10 protein-coding genes, 4 tRNA genes and 1 pseudogene are annotated in these 12,693 nt (G+C 55.8%); 9 read left to right on the top strand and 6 right to left on the bottom strand.

Annotation, left to right across the window (positions count from 1 at the left end):
• Positions 1–117 precede the first annotated feature (117 nt).
• Positions 118–1,329, top strand: coding sequence for an ABC transporter substrate-binding protein (locus tag INT33_RS06950; RefSeq protein ID WP_192536478.1), 1,212 nt, complete (start codon positions 118–120; stop codon positions 1,327–1,329).
• A gap of 78 nt (positions 1,330–1,407) precedes the next feature.
• On the opposite strand, the gene INT33_RS06955 is transcribed toward INT33_RS06950, so the two are convergent.
• The 6 genes and pseudogenes from INT33_RS06955 to typA all read right to left on the bottom strand — a co-directional run bounded on the left by INT33_RS06955 (position 1,408) and on the right by typA (position 9,009).
• On the bottom strand, positions 1,408–2,733 hold the full coding sequence (locus INT33_RS06955; RefSeq protein ID WP_193091498.1) for a branched-chain amino acid ABC transporter permease: 1,326 nt from the start codon (positions 2,731–2,733) through the stop codon (positions 1,408–1,410).
• Entirely contained in the window at positions 2,733–3,737 is a 1,005-nt protein-coding gene (locus INT33_RS06960) for a branched-chain amino acid ABC transporter permease (protein ID WP_018917753.1), read from the bottom strand. Before INT33_RS06960 ends, INT33_RS06955 begins: the two co-directional genes overlap by 1 nt.
• Positions 3,738–3,750: 13 nt before the next feature.
• Entirely contained in the window at positions 3,751–4,476 is a 726-nt protein-coding gene (locus tag INT33_RS06965; RefSeq protein ID WP_193091499.1) for an ABC transporter ATP-binding protein, read from the bottom strand.
• Positions 4,477–4,541: 65 nt separating this feature from the next.
• Positions 4,542–5,312: an ABC transporter ATP-binding protein gene (locus INT33_RS06970; RefSeq protein ID WP_193091500.1), complete on the bottom strand. Its 771-nt coding sequence runs from the start codon at positions 5,310–5,312 to the stop codon at positions 4,542–4,544.
• Between the two features lie 48 nt (positions 5,313–5,360).
• Positions 5,361–6,806 (bottom strand): annotated as a pseudogene (locus INT33_RS06975) (sodium-dependent transporter).
• Positions 6,807–7,182: 376 nt separating this feature from the next.
• Positions 7,183–9,009 (bottom strand): translational GTPase TypA, encoded by a 1,827-nt coding sequence (typA, locus tag INT33_RS06980; protein WP_018917749.1) that lies wholly within the window; start codon positions 9,007–9,009, stop codon positions 7,183–7,185.
• A 163-nt stretch (positions 9,010–9,172) separates the two neighbouring features.
• On the opposite strand from typA, the gene INT33_RS06985 reads away from it, so the two are divergent.
• From INT33_RS06985 to nusG, 8 genes are all read left to right on the top strand, one after another.
• Positions 9,173–10,156: a biotin--[acetyl-CoA-carboxylase] ligase gene (locus tag INT33_RS06985; protein WP_192536484.1), complete on the top strand. Its 984-nt coding sequence runs from the start codon at positions 9,173–9,175 to the stop codon at positions 10,154–10,156.
• Positions 10,153–10,992: a type III pantothenate kinase gene (locus INT33_RS06990; RefSeq protein ID WP_192536485.1), complete on the top strand. Its 840-nt coding sequence runs from the start codon at positions 10,153–10,155 to the stop codon at positions 10,990–10,992. Before INT33_RS06985 ends, INT33_RS06990 begins: the two co-directional genes overlap by 4 nt.
• Positions 10,993–11,110: 118 nt before the next feature.
• A tRNA-Tyr gene (locus INT33_RS06995) sits at positions 11,111–11,194 on the top strand.
• A gap of 104 nt (positions 11,195–11,298) precedes the next feature.
• Positions 11,299–11,372 (top strand) — tRNA-Gly (locus tag INT33_RS07000).
• Positions 11,373–11,386: 14 nt separating this feature from the next.
• A tRNA-Thr gene (locus tag INT33_RS07005) sits at positions 11,387–11,461 on the top strand.
• 157 nt (positions 11,462–11,618) lie between these two features.
• A tRNA-Trp gene (locus INT33_RS07010) sits at positions 11,619–11,694 on the top strand.
• A 71-nt stretch (positions 11,695–11,765) separates the two neighbouring features.
• Positions 11,766–12,149, top strand: coding sequence for a preprotein translocase subunit SecE (gene secE, locus INT33_RS07015; protein ID WP_018917746.1), 384 nt, complete (start codon positions 11,766–11,768; stop codon positions 12,147–12,149).
• A gap of 8 nt (positions 12,150–12,157) precedes the next feature.
• Entirely contained in the window at positions 12,158–12,691 is a 534-nt protein-coding gene (nusG, locus tag INT33_RS07020; RefSeq protein WP_018917745.1) for a transcription termination/antitermination protein NusG, read from the top strand.
• Positions 12,692–12,693 lie beyond the last annotated feature (2 nt).

Here is a 12,693-nt window from a genome sequence, read left to right on the forward strand (position 1 = left end):
TGCATCAAAGAAACGTTAGAAAACGGTGCTTGTGTTTTTCGCGCAGTGGTTCCAGATTAAAGGGAGTTTTCGTGCTTTAGCGCGAAAATGTTTACCTTACTGGGAGCGACGAACAATATGATCAATAAACGCGCATTAGCCACCGCCGTGGCGGCCTCTTCACTTGCTTTGACTGGGATGGCTCAGGCGCAGGAGGTCAAAATTGGCTTCTTGGGTGGTTTTACCGGGGGAATTGAAAGTCTTACGCCACCTATCTTTGAAGGCGCGAAGCTTGCCGTTCAACAAGTAAACGAACAGGGCGGGATCCTGGATGGTCAAACGCTGGTCATGCCTTCAGGCGATACGACCTGTTCCGACGCCTCAGCGGCCTCCAACGCCGCTGACCGCATGGTTAACTCTGAACAGGTGACCGCGATTGTCGGCGCGCTGTGTACCGGGGCAACCATTGCGGCGGCCAACAACGCAGCCATCCCTGGTGGCGTGGTCATGGTCTCGCCTGCTTCTACAGCGCCTGCCGTCACCGAGCTTGATGACAACGATCTGGTATTTCGTACCGTACCCTCGGATGCTTTCCAGGGGGAAATACTCGCCAAGCTGCTGCTGGACAAGGGAATTGATGCTGTCGTCGTGACCTTCGTCAATAACGACTACGGCCGCGGCCTTTCCGACGCGTTTAGCGCGGCCTTTGAAGCGGGCGGCGGCGAAGTGGCCGAAAATCTTGCCCATGAAGATAGCCGTGCCGATTACCGCTCGGAGCTTGGTTCGCTTTCGGCAAGCGGTGTCGATACGCTGGTCGTGCTGGCCTATGCCGACACCTCGGGACAGACGGTGCTCCGACAGGCCTATGAAAGCGGTATGTTTACCCAATATGTAGGCGCTGACGGCATGGTAGGCGACAGCCTGATTGAGGCTATCGGCGCTGATGTGCTCGACGGCATGATCGCCACCCGCCCGGGTAGCCCGGATCTTCCCGGCACGCCGATTTTCACCGACGCTGCTGAAACCGCAGGCTTCGATCCAAGTGCAGTCTTTGCTGCCCAGGCATATGACGCCGCCTTCCTACTGGCGCTGGCTATTGAACAGAACGGCAGCGCTGAGCGTGAAGGCCTGGTCGATGCGCTGCGCAGCGTTTCCAGCGCCCCAGGCGAGGTGATCCTGCCCGGCGAGTGGGAGAAAGCAGTCGAGCTGATTGCCGCTGGCACCGAGATCAACTACGAAGGCGCCTCCGGCTCTCACGATTTTGATGAAAATGGCGATGTGCCTGGTGTAGTTGTAGAAATGGCGGTCGAAAACGGCACCTTTACTAGCAAGGGGCAGGTTGACCTGTAAGGACATCTGACGCAGAAACACGCTATTTAAAACCAGAAAGCCCCGGTCAAGGACTGGGGCTTTTTAGTGCGTTGGGTATTAACTGTGATGGGCGATCTTTTCAGGTAATAGTCCCTTAGGCGCAAACCGCAGCACCAGTGTGATTAGCATGCCGATGACCAATACCCGAGCCTGCAGCGCCCGGCTATCCAGGTTGCTCGGCGCGTCCCAGCCAAATACACCTTCGCCAAAGCTTACGGCCAGCTGCATTAAAAATAACGCTAAAGGCTCTGACATGATCCAAATGATATACACCGCCACGGCACCGAAAATGGTCCCCAGGTTATTGCCGGGGCCACCCAGTATCACCATGACCAAGACCAAGAAAGTGTGGTTGAGCGGCAAATAGCCCTGCGGGTCGAACAGGCTATTGAAGGTGCCTAGCATACCGCCGCCTAGGCCCATTAAAATGCAGCCCAGCACAAAGATTTCCAGGCGCCGCTTGTTGATATCCTTACCCATGGCCGCCGCAGACACTTCGTTATCGCGAATCGCCCGGATCATCCGCCCCCAGGGGGCGTGATAGGCGCGGTGAAGCAGAAAGAAGATCACCGCAATCACCACCGCCGTGAACGAAAGGTACACCGCGCGGGAAAGGGTAAAGCCGATCTCTGCTGGGCCGGGCGTGGGCCAGGGCAGCGGCGACACGGTAGCGGTACCGCGGGTCAGCCAGTCGGAGTTTTTCAAAAATGCCTTGATGATTTCGGCAATGCCCAGCGTGGCAATCGCCAGATAGTCACTGCGTAGCCCCAGACATACGTGGCCGATAAAATAGCCCACCCCGCCGGCCAGCGCGCCACCCATGATCCAACCTACCCAGGCCGGCAGGCCAAAACCGCCCACAAACCCGGCCTGGGACTGGATCTGGCTGGTCACTTCACGCAGCTGGCTGATAATCATCAGATACAGCACAAGCGCCAGCACCACGGTAATCAAGGTGCGCAGCTTTTTGGGCACGCCCAGGCGGTCAAGCCGGCTGGCGCCTACCACTAAAAAGGTGGCAGCCACGCCGTAGAGCAGCACGCGGCCAAGCTCACCAGGAAGCTCTGTGCCCCAGAAGGCATCGTTGACCGGCACGCTGAACAGCATGGCGCAAAAGCCGCCGAGGGCGACAAACCCCATCACCCCGGCATTGAACTGCCCGGCGTAACCCCATTGAATGGTCAGGCCCAGCGCCAGAATGGCGTAGCAGGCGGCCTCTACCAGCATGCGCGTGCTGTAGGCCGCACCCATCAAGGCATAAACCGCCAGAATGGCGGCCAAGAGCGCACCAAAAAGTACGATTTCGCGTACGGGAAAACGCCGTGTAGGCGTGGCGTCACGCGGCGTATAGGTTGGATCGCGGGTTTCTGTTGAATTGCTCATTAGATCACCTTGCCTTTAAAGAGGCCGGTAGGACGCCACACCAGAATGGCCACCAGAATGAAAAACGGCACCACAATCTTGTACTCGGTACCCACGAAGGCCAAATTGGAAGGCAGCTCCAGCCAAGCGGGCAGGCTGTCGCGGAAGGGGCGCAGCAATACGTTCCAGTTAAACACCGCCAGGGTTTCGGCAAAGCCCACCACAAAGCCACCCGCGATAGCGCCGTAGGGATGGCCGACCCCGCCGACAATCGCGGCGGCAAAGATCGGCAGCAGCAGGAAGAAGCTCAGGTCGGGCTTGAAGGTTACATCCAGTGAGAGCAGTGTGCCCGCAATCGCGGCTAAACCGCCCGCAATCACCCAGGTGACCGCTACGATGGTGTTGGTGTTGATACCCGAGGCCTGGGCAAGCTCGGGGTTATCCGACATCGCCCGCATGGCTTTGCCCAACCGCGAACGGTTAAGAAATATATGCAGAGCCACCACGGCAACCAGTGTGATCACGAAAAGATACAGCTGCGGTTCGGTAATCACGATCGGCGCGCGAACGCCTTCAAAGGGCAGCGCCAAGCGGAAGATTTCCTTACGGTCATCCACATACAGGCTCTGGCCGCCGGTGCCTGAAAACAGCCGGATAAGCCCTTGCAGCATCAGGGTGACCCCCAATGAGCCAATCACCAGCACGATGGGCTTAACACCATGCGCGCGTAGCGGTTTGTAAAACGCCTTATCGATCCCCACCGCCAGCGCGGCGGTTAGCACCATGGCTAAAGGAAGCATGATAAGCGCGGTAGGGACACCGATACTCGCCCCGGCGGCGGGGAAGAGCGTGGTCAGCAGCAGTACCATAAATGCGCCGAAAGTCATCATGTCGGCATGCGCAAAATGGGCAAAGCGCATAATGCTGAAAATCAGCGTTACCCCGATGGCGCCAATGGCATAAATCGAGCCGGTAACGCTACCGGCAATCACCACGTTATTGATAAAAAAGACCAGTTCGTTCATGTTTTCCCCCGGGCTAGCCGCCCAAAAAGCTTTTGGCGACATCGGGGTCGGCAAGCAGCGCTGCCCCCGTATCAGTGAAGCGGTTTTGGCCCGCGGCCAGTACAAAGCCTTTATCGGCAATGGCCAGCGCCTGTTTGGCGTTCTGCTCGACCATTAAAATCCCCACCCCTGCGGCATTGATTTGCTTAACACGATCAAAAATCTCGTTCATGTAAAGCGGCGATAGCCCGGCGGTAGGCTCATCCAGCAGCAAAAGGCTTGGCTCGGCCATTAGCGCCCGGCCCATGGCCACCATTTGACGCTGGCCGCCGGAGAGCTCGCCCGCTGGCTGATGGCGCTTTTCCACCAACGGTGGGAAAAAGGCGTACACCTGCTCAAGCATGCGCTTGACGTTTTGGGGCTTGAGATAGGCACCCATTTCTAGGTTTTCTTTTACCGTAAGGCTTGGGAAGACGTTTTTTTCCTGGGGTACAAAGCCCATGCCCCGTTCCACCAGCTTGTTGGGCGGCAGGTTATGGATCGGTTGGCCGTTAAGCAGGATCTCGCCCTGATTGACATGCAGCAATCCAAACACGGCTTTTAGCATGGTGGACTTGCCGGCGCCGTTAGGGCCGACGATCACACCCACTTCATTGGCGTTAAGCGTCATGTTCACCCCGTTAAGAATGTTCATGCTGCCATAACCGCCGTGCACGTCGCGTGCTTCGAGCAGGGGCGTTGTTGATGTAGCTAATGGCATAAAAAAGTGTCTCGCAGTGCCGCTTTTAAACGGCGTATTGTCGTAGTTTTTGTGCAAGGCGCCGCTTAGGCGGCATCGGTGCCAAAGTAGGCTTCGATTACCTCGGGGTTATTTTGAATATCCTCAATATGGCCTTCTACCATCACACTGCCCTGGGCCAACACAATGACGGGGTCGCATAGCCGCGCGATCATTTCCATATCGTGTTCGATAACCAGAAAGGTGTAGCCCATTTCCCGATTCAAACGCTCGATATTGCCAATCAAGTCGCCCAGCAGGGTGCGGTTAACACCTGCGGCAATTTCATCCAGAAGAACCACTTTGGCTTCGGTCATCATGGTGCGGCCAAGCTCTAAAAGCTTTTTCTGGCCGCCGGAAAGATTGCCGGCAAGCTCATTGCGCACATGGTGAAGACCGACGAATTCGATCACCTCAAGGGCGCGCTTTCGCACCTCGGCTTCCTGTTCACGGACCTGGCCTGGCTTGAGCCACGTGTTGAAAAGACTTTCGCCCGCCTGGCGGGGTGGCACCATCATCAGATTTTCCAGCGCGCTCATCTGGCTGAATTCATGCGCGATCTGGAAGGTGCGCAAAAGCCCTTTGTGGAATCGTTGATCGGCACTCAGCGGCGTAATATCTTCACCGTCGAGCAGAACGCGACCACTATCCGGCATCAGTGCGCCGGCAATGAGGTTAAAAAGTGTGGATTTTCCCGCACCGTTGGGGCCAATCATGCCGGTGATTGAGCCTTTTTCGACGCTAATCGAGCAGTCGTTGATAACGTGCAGGCCACCAAAGGCTTTATTGACGTGTTGAACTTCAATAAGGGGTGTCATCGCATCCTCGCGCTAAAGGCAGCTGATACTGCCAAGGCTTATCTGTTGTTATGTGAGTGGGCGACGCTTGGCTTTCCATCGCTGGTTTGCGGCAAACAGGCCGACGAACAGCAGTGCGCCGACCGCCGGGAGCAGGTAGCCATCCATAAAGGGAAGGCTGCGCAATAGCACATACGCTACCGCCGCCGGGCTAATAAAGCGCACCAGAAACCGCCACATGGCGAACCACATCGCGGTGGTGTCGAGTTCCTTTTTAACTTCCGTTTGGGTGAGCGCCCAGCCAGCAAAGAGAGCAATCATAAGCCCACTCAAGGGCATAAGGACATTGGTCAAAAGCTCAATAAGCTCAAACGCGCTGCGTCCCCAGATTGCGTGGAAGAACGTGCCTTCCGCCCAGATATTAAAGCTCACCACGGTTAGCAGACCCACGGCCCAGGCTGCTATCACTATGACGGCTACGGCCTGTGGCCGGGTCATATCAAAGCGCTCAACAAGATAAGCGGCCACCGGCTCAATCAGCGATATCGACGAGCTGATCGCAGCGCCTAAAACCAGAATAAAAAACACCCCGCCTACCAGTGCGCCCATAGGCATCTCGGCAAAAGCCAACGGCAGCGTGACAAACATCAACCCCGGCCCTTGAGCGATATCCAGGCCTGCGCCAAACACGAGAGCAAAGATCGCAAGCCCGGCCACCATGGCCACTAGGGTGTCGATAATCGCAATGGCAATCGCCGTGCGGGTGAGTGATACCTCGCTGGTCATATACGCGCCGTAAGCCATGATGGCGCCCATACCCAGGCTAAGCGTAAAAAACGATTGGCCCATGGCCTGCAGCCAGCCTTCGATACTTAAGCTGGCAAGATTGAAGGTAAGCAAAAAATCTGCGGCTGCCGCAATATCACCGTGAATCACGCTATAAGCCAGCACGATCAATAAAATAATAAACAGAGCAGGCATCATAATGCGCAGCGCCGACTCAATGCCGGTGTGAATACCCAGGGCTACAATTAGCCCTGAGCCTGCGATAAATAGCGTGTGATAGACCGTCATCAAGCCCGGCGAACTTTACAGCAGTGCAAAGCCGTCGCTGATGGTTTGCGCATCGGCGCCCACCAGTGAGCCGGTCAACATTAGCCAGGTGTAATGAATCGCCCAGCCAGCAATCACCGAATAGAAGCTTAGGATTAAAAAGGCGGCTAGAGCGCCTAGCCAGCCAATCGATTCCCAGGTGCGCGATGTATGGTGAGTCTTGGTCAAATGCCGCATGCCCATAATCGGGCTCTGACGGCTGGTGCGGCCCAACATGATTTCGGCAATTAAAATCGGAATGCCTACCGCAAAGATGGTCAGCGCATAGACCAGGATAAATGCCCCGCCGCCGTATTCACCCACCAAGTAGGGAAAGCGCCAAAGATTGCCCAAACCCACCGCAGAGCCTACCGCTGCTAGTAAAAAAGTGCCCTTATGTGTCCATACGTTGTGACCGCTCATGTAAGAGTGTCCCTATGCGGGTGACTGGACGGGGGTAAATATCCAAACACCTGTATGAATTGTAGGCTGCCAGTAGGCCGTGGCCGCGCCGAGATTAATACTACTTTGCGATAGAACGCGTCGGCTTTCCAGTATGCTAGCGTTTAGGCTGCGTTTATCGAAGCACTTGGCGGCGCTATGAAAACCAAGTGAAGGGCAGGGCTAAGACAAAATGAGCGGGATAACACACAAGAGAATCCAAAAGCGCATGGCTCACTCACAATAAAGCCCGCACGAGGCGGGCTTTAGGGGCTTGCTTAAGAACTGTCTTTAAGAACTAGCTTCAAGAACTAGCTTCAAGAACTGGCTTTAGACTTTAAGAGCCAGTCTCAAAAGCTTACTTCTTGCCAGCGCGCTTGCGCTCGTTCTCGGTCAAATGCTTCTTACGCAGGCGGATATGGCTCGGCGTCACTTCAACCAGCTCATCGGAATCCAGGAATTCGATCGCCTGTTCCAGGGTGAACTTGATGGGTGGCGTCAGAACGATGTTTTCATCGTTACCGGTTGAGCGCATGTTATCGAGTTTTTTACCCTTGGTCGGGTTAACTACCATGTCGTTGGCACGGTTGTTAATACCGATCAGCATGCCTTCGTAGACTTCGGTGGCGTGATCGATGATCAGCTTGCCGCGCTCCTGCAGAGCGTACAGGGCATAGGCCAGGGCCTTGCCGCCAACCATGGAGACCAGTACGCCGTTACGACGCTCGATAGACGCATCGGGTTTCAGCGGGCCGTAGTGATCAAAGCGGCTGGTCAGGATACCGGTGCCGGACGTCAGGGTCAGGAACTGACCACGGAAGCCGATCAAGCCACGCGCAGGAATAATGAAGTCCAGACGAACACGGCCTTTACCATCCGGGTTCATGTTAGAAAGCTCACCCTTACGATAGCCAAGCTCTTCCATGATCGAGCCCTGATGCTGCTCTTCACAGTCGATGATGACTTCTTCGTAGGGCTCCTGCTTCTCACCGTCAATCTCTTTGATGATAACTTCGGGGCGACCAACGGCCAGCTCAAAGCCTTCACGACGCATGGTTTCAATCAGTACCGACAGGTGAAGCTCGCCACGCCCAGAAACCTTGAATTTCTCCGGCGTTTCGCCTTCTTCAACGCGCAGTGCAACGTTGTGGATCAGCTCTTGCTCCAGACGGTCCTTGATGTTCCGACTGGTAACGTACTTGCCGTCTTTACCGGCGAACGGTGAGTCATTGACCTGGAACGTCATCGAAACGGTCGGTTCGTCAACGGACAGCGGCGGCAGTGCCTCAACCGTATTGACGTCGCACAGCGTGTCGGAGATCGCCAGTTTATCGATGCCAGTAACGCAAACGATGTCGCCTGCAGTGGCTTCGTTGGTCTGTACGCGCTCCAGGCCCATGTGAGTCATGACCTGGCCGATCTTGCCCTTGCGCGTCTCACCTTCTTTAGTGATAACGCTGATCTGCTGGCCCGGCTTAACGCTACCGCGTTTGATACGGCCAAGACCGATAACACCTACGTAGCTGTTGTAGTCCAGTGCGGAAATCTGCATCTGGAAAGGACCATCGATTTCGACTTTCGGCGGCTCAACGATATCAACGATGGCCTGGAACATCGGGTCCATGTTGTCGGCAAGCTCTTCAGGGTCCATGCCGGCAATGCCGTTGAGCGCTGAGCAGTAGATGATCGGGAAATCAAGCTGCTCGTCGGTGGCGCCCAGGTTGTCAAACAGATCAAAAATCTGGTCGATAACCCAGTCAGGACGTGCGCCGGGGCGGTCGATCTTGTTAACGACGACGATCGGCTTAAGGCCCTGGGAGAAGGCTTTCTGGGTAACAAAGCGGGTTTGCGGCATCGGGCCGTCAACCGCATCGACCAGCAGCAGAACCGAATCGACCATGGACATTACGCGCTCAACTTCACCACCGAAGTCAGCGTGCCCAGGGGTGTCAACGATATTGATGTGGTAGCCCGTACCATTGCCATCTTGCCACTGAATGGCCGTGTTTTTGGCCAGGATAGTAATACCGCGCTCTTTCTCCTGGTCATTAGAGTCCATAATCCGCTCTTGGCCTTCGGCCTTGCGGTCTAGTGTGCCTGATTGACTTAACAGCTTGTCTACCAAGGTAGTTTTGCCGTGGTCAACGTGGGCGATGATGGCAATGTTACGAAGATTCTCGATCACGACGCGATCCTGCTGGGAAAATAGGGCGGCATTATAGGGTCTCGGTGTGGTCGACTACCAGCCTTGTCTCAAATAAAGCGTTAAGTCAATAACCCAAACGCGGCAGTTTTCGCCTCTGCGATGCATCCGTTAAGATAGGCGTTTTCCCAGTTGGGGCAGGCACATGACCATCGGTAACCTGATGCGTTTGTTGAGCGATGGCAACGTTCACTCTGGTGAGCAATTAGGTGAAGCGCTAGGCGTTTCACGGGCTGCCGTGTGGAAACAGCTGAAAAAATTGGATGCACTTGGCGTGGACGTAGTGGCAGTGAAGGGCAAGGGCTACCGCTTGGCCACTCGGCTGGAGCCGCTGGAGGGCGCCAAAATCGTCGAGCGGCTGCCCGCTCAGGCGCGCCATTTGCTGACGCGGCTGTTTGTTGAGGACCAGCTACCCTCAAGCAATGAGTATCTGCGGCAGCGGTTTAATCAGGGCGCGGGTCACGGTGAAGTGTGCTTGGTTGAGTTGCAAACCGCCGGGCGCGGACGGCGAGGGCGAGTATGGACAACGCCCTGGGGACAAAGCCTGATGCTCTCGCTGGGGTGGCGCTTCGACGCAGGCGTGGCGTCTCTGGAAGGGCTAAGTCTCGCGGTCGGTGTGGTGGTATCCCAAGTGCTTGAGCAGCTGGGCAGTGCGCCAAAGCTTAAGTGGCCCAACGATATTTTGCTGGCTGAAAAAGGTGATGAGCTGGGTAAGCTGGCGGGCATTTTGATCGAAGTGACCGGTGATGCCGCAGGCCCTTGCGAAGTGGTCATTGGCATGGGAATGAACCTCTCGCTTTCTGAATCCCAGCGCGCAGCCATTGACCAGCCGGTAGCTGCACTGTTTGATATGCACGCGGGGCTCTCGCGCAACCAGCTAGCTTCGGACGTCGTCGCGGGGCTTTTAAGCATGCTGGCAGACTTCGAGCAGATTGGTTTTGGCGCCTGGCGTGATGAGTGGAACAAGCGGCACGCCTATGCGGGAATGCCGGTACGTATTATTCAAGGGGAGCGCGCAAGCGATGCGATCGCAGGCGACGTAGATGAGAGCGGTAACTTATGGGTTACTGAAAATGGTCACTCGCGGCGCTTGGCAGGCGGTGAGATCAGCGTACGCAGGCGCTTATGATTCTGGATTTGGATATCGGTAACACCTTGTCGAAATGGCGACTCAAGGATGCCGAAAGTAGTGAAATACGCTCGCGGGGGGCAGTGTGGACCCGCGAGGAGTGGCGTCCTGGGGCGGATATTCCTGATCTCGATGTTGTCGAGGCAGTGCGTATATCAAGCGTTGCCCGCGCTGGGGTGCTCGATGAAACGGTCACCTTGCTGCGCCGTCAGGTGCGCCACGTGTTTGTGGCCCGCTCGCTACCGGAAGCACTGGGCGTGGTTAACGGGTACGACGAGCCCGGTCGTCTAGGGGTGGATCGTTGGATGGGCGCGTTGGCCGGGTACCAATTAGCCGGTGGCTGCTGTGCGGTAGATTGCGGCAGTGCAATCACTATCGATTTCGTATTGCCCGGTGGTATACATTTGGGGGGCTTTATTATCCCTGGGCTGCGCCTGATGAAAGAAAGCTTGAAGTTGGGCACGCGCAACGTAGCCATTGACCCGGAAAGCGAGGCAGATGCTTTGCTGGAGCCTGGGCGGCGAACGGTGGACGCAGTCAATCACGGTATTTATATGGCAGCCGTCAGCGCCATCAACCGTATTTACAGCGAAGTGTGCGACCAGCAGGGCATCTCGCTGCCCATGCTGCTTACCGGGGGGGACGCTCGAGTGGTGTCGCGAGGCGTGCAGGTGCCACACGCTGTGTGGCCCGATATGGTGTATGGCGGGCTTGAAGCCTGTTACCCGCTAACGTTTGCCGAGCGCGCAGGCAAAATGTCTGGGGCGCCGAAAGTCCCCGAGCCGGTATCATTAGAAAAAATTCGCGCGGGACTTGCATTCTCAATGCTGCTTTGACAGAATGCAGCGCGTTCCAAGGCAGCAAACAGATGCGCAAGCATCGCAAGCTACGATAAATTAAGTAATATCTAGCTTGACAGTGTTTTGGAGGCTGGCATAATGTGCCGCCAAAGCTGGAGAGATTCCCGAGTGGCCAAAGGGAGCAGACTGTAAATCTGCCGCGTAAGCTTCGAAGGTTCGAATCCTTCTCTCTCCACCAGATTTAAACAGCGGCGACTTTGGTCGGTGTTGTGGGATGAAAGCCGGTAGTGGGCATTGTCTATCGTTCGGCGTGCGGCGGCTTGTAATCCTGGCAGCAGTTACGCGGGCGTAGTTCAACGGTAGAACCTCAGCCTTCCAAGCTGATGGTGCGGGTTCGATTCCCGCCGCCCGCTCCAGTTGATGTGTTTTGGCTCATGTAGCTCAGGGGTAGAGCACACCCTTGGTAAGGGTGAGGTCGACGGTTCAATTCCGTCCATGAGCTCCATATTGCGAGAAAGGCGAGCGAAGCTCGCTTTTTTTGTCTCTGCATATATGTCTTCGGGCTTGATGTGGAGGAAAGGGTTGTCAGGTGGGTTTATTTCCGCTACCATGGCGCCCGCTGTTGTGTAGGTGGTAGTGAGTGCCTATGCGCAGGATGATACAGGCCAGTGGCTCAATTGGCAGAGCAGCGGTCTCCAAAACCGCAGGTTGGGGGTTCGAGTCCCTCCTGGCCTGCCAACCTTCCCCAGGTTGGCATGTGATTTTCCAGAATTCCTTTATTGTAGCCGCACCCTAAGGAGTCTCGTTTTATGAAGCCTGGTTCTGTAAAGCACGGTACCGAGGTGCAACAGGCGCGCCATGACGGGCTCAAGTGGGCGGCGGTTATAGCGCTGCTTGTCGTTGCTGTCGTTGGTAATACCTATTTCGCCGATACTGGTCTGCTCTACCGCGTGTTGGGTGTAGTGGTTTTATGTGCGCTTGCTGGCTTGATCGCACTTACCACCGCCAAAGGTCGCGACCTGACAGAGCTTGCCGTTAGCGCCAAGAAAGAGATTCAGCGCGTTGTATGGCCGACCCGCCCCGAAACAATTCAAACCACCGCGATTGTCTTGGTGGCGGTTGTTGTGGTGGGTTTGATGCTGTGGTTGATCGATACTCTTCTTGGCTGGGCAATGTCCGGCGTCATTGGTTAGGAGTTTTCATGTCCAAACGTTGGTACGTCGTCCACGCCTATTCCGGTTTTGAAAAGCATGTTATGCGCTCGCTGATCGAGCGTGTGAAAATGCACGGTATGGAAGATCGTTTTGGCGAGATTCTGGTGCCGACGGAAGAAGTCGTTGAGATGCGCGACGGTAAGCGCCGCAAGAGTGAGCGTAAATTCTATCCCGGCTATGTACTGGTCGAGATGGAAATGGTCGACGAAACATGGCACCTCGTTAATGAAACCCCGCGTGTAATGGGCTTCATTGGCGGAACGAAAGAAAAACCGGCTGCGATCACGACCCGTGAAGCGGACGCTATTTTGCGCCGCGTTAAAGACGGAACCGACAAGCCGCGGCCCAAAACAATGTTTGAGCCGGGTCAGTCGGTGCGTGTTATCGATGGTCCGTTCGCTGACTTCAACGGTGTGGTTGAGGAAGTCAACTACGATAAGAGCCGTTTGCAGGTCAGTGTATTGATTTTTGGGCGTGCCACGCCTGTCGAGCTAGAGTTTTCTCAGGTTGAAAAAGAGTAAGC

The sequence above is a fragment of the Halomonas colorata genome (assembly GCF_014897985.1).
GTDB lineage: Bacteria > Pseudomonadota > Gammaproteobacteria > Pseudomonadales > Halomonadaceae > Vreelandella > Vreelandella colorata.

Excerpts from the sequence above, each read along its gene's own strand:
- INT33_RS06950 (WP_192536478.1), top strand. The coding sequence starts at position 118 with ATGATCAATAAACGCGCATTAGCCACCGCCGTGGCGGCCTCTTCACTT.
- INT33_RS06990 (WP_192536485.1), top strand. The coding sequence starts at position 10,153 with ATGATTCTGGATTTGGATATCGGTAACACCTTGTCGAAATGGCGACTC.
- INT33_RS06970 (WP_193091500.1), bottom strand. The coding sequence starts at position 5,312 with ATGACACCCCTTATTGAAGTTCAACACGTCAATAAAGCCTTTGGTGGC.
- secE (WP_018917746.1), top strand. The coding sequence starts at position 11,766 with ATGAAGCCTGGTTCTGTAAAGCACGGTACCGAGGTGCAACAGGCGCGC.
- INT33_RS06960 (WP_018917753.1), bottom strand. The coding sequence starts at position 3,737 with ATGAACGAACTGGTCTTTTTTATCAATAACGTGGTGATTGCCGGTAGC.
- nusG (WP_018917745.1), top strand. The coding sequence starts at position 12,158 with ATGTCCAAACGTTGGTACGTCGTCCACGCCTATTCCGGTTTTGAAAAG.
- INT33_RS06985 (WP_192536484.1), top strand. The coding sequence starts at position 9,173 with ATGACCATCGGTAACCTGATGCGTTTGTTGAGCGATGGCAACGTTCAC.
- INT33_RS06955 (WP_193091498.1), bottom strand. The coding sequence starts at position 2,733 with ATGAGCAATTCAACAGAAACCCGCGATCCAACCTATACGCCGCGTGAC.
- INT33_RS06965 (WP_193091499.1), bottom strand. The coding sequence starts at position 4,476 with ATGCCATTAGCTACATCAACAACGCCCCTGCTCGAAGCACGCGACGTG.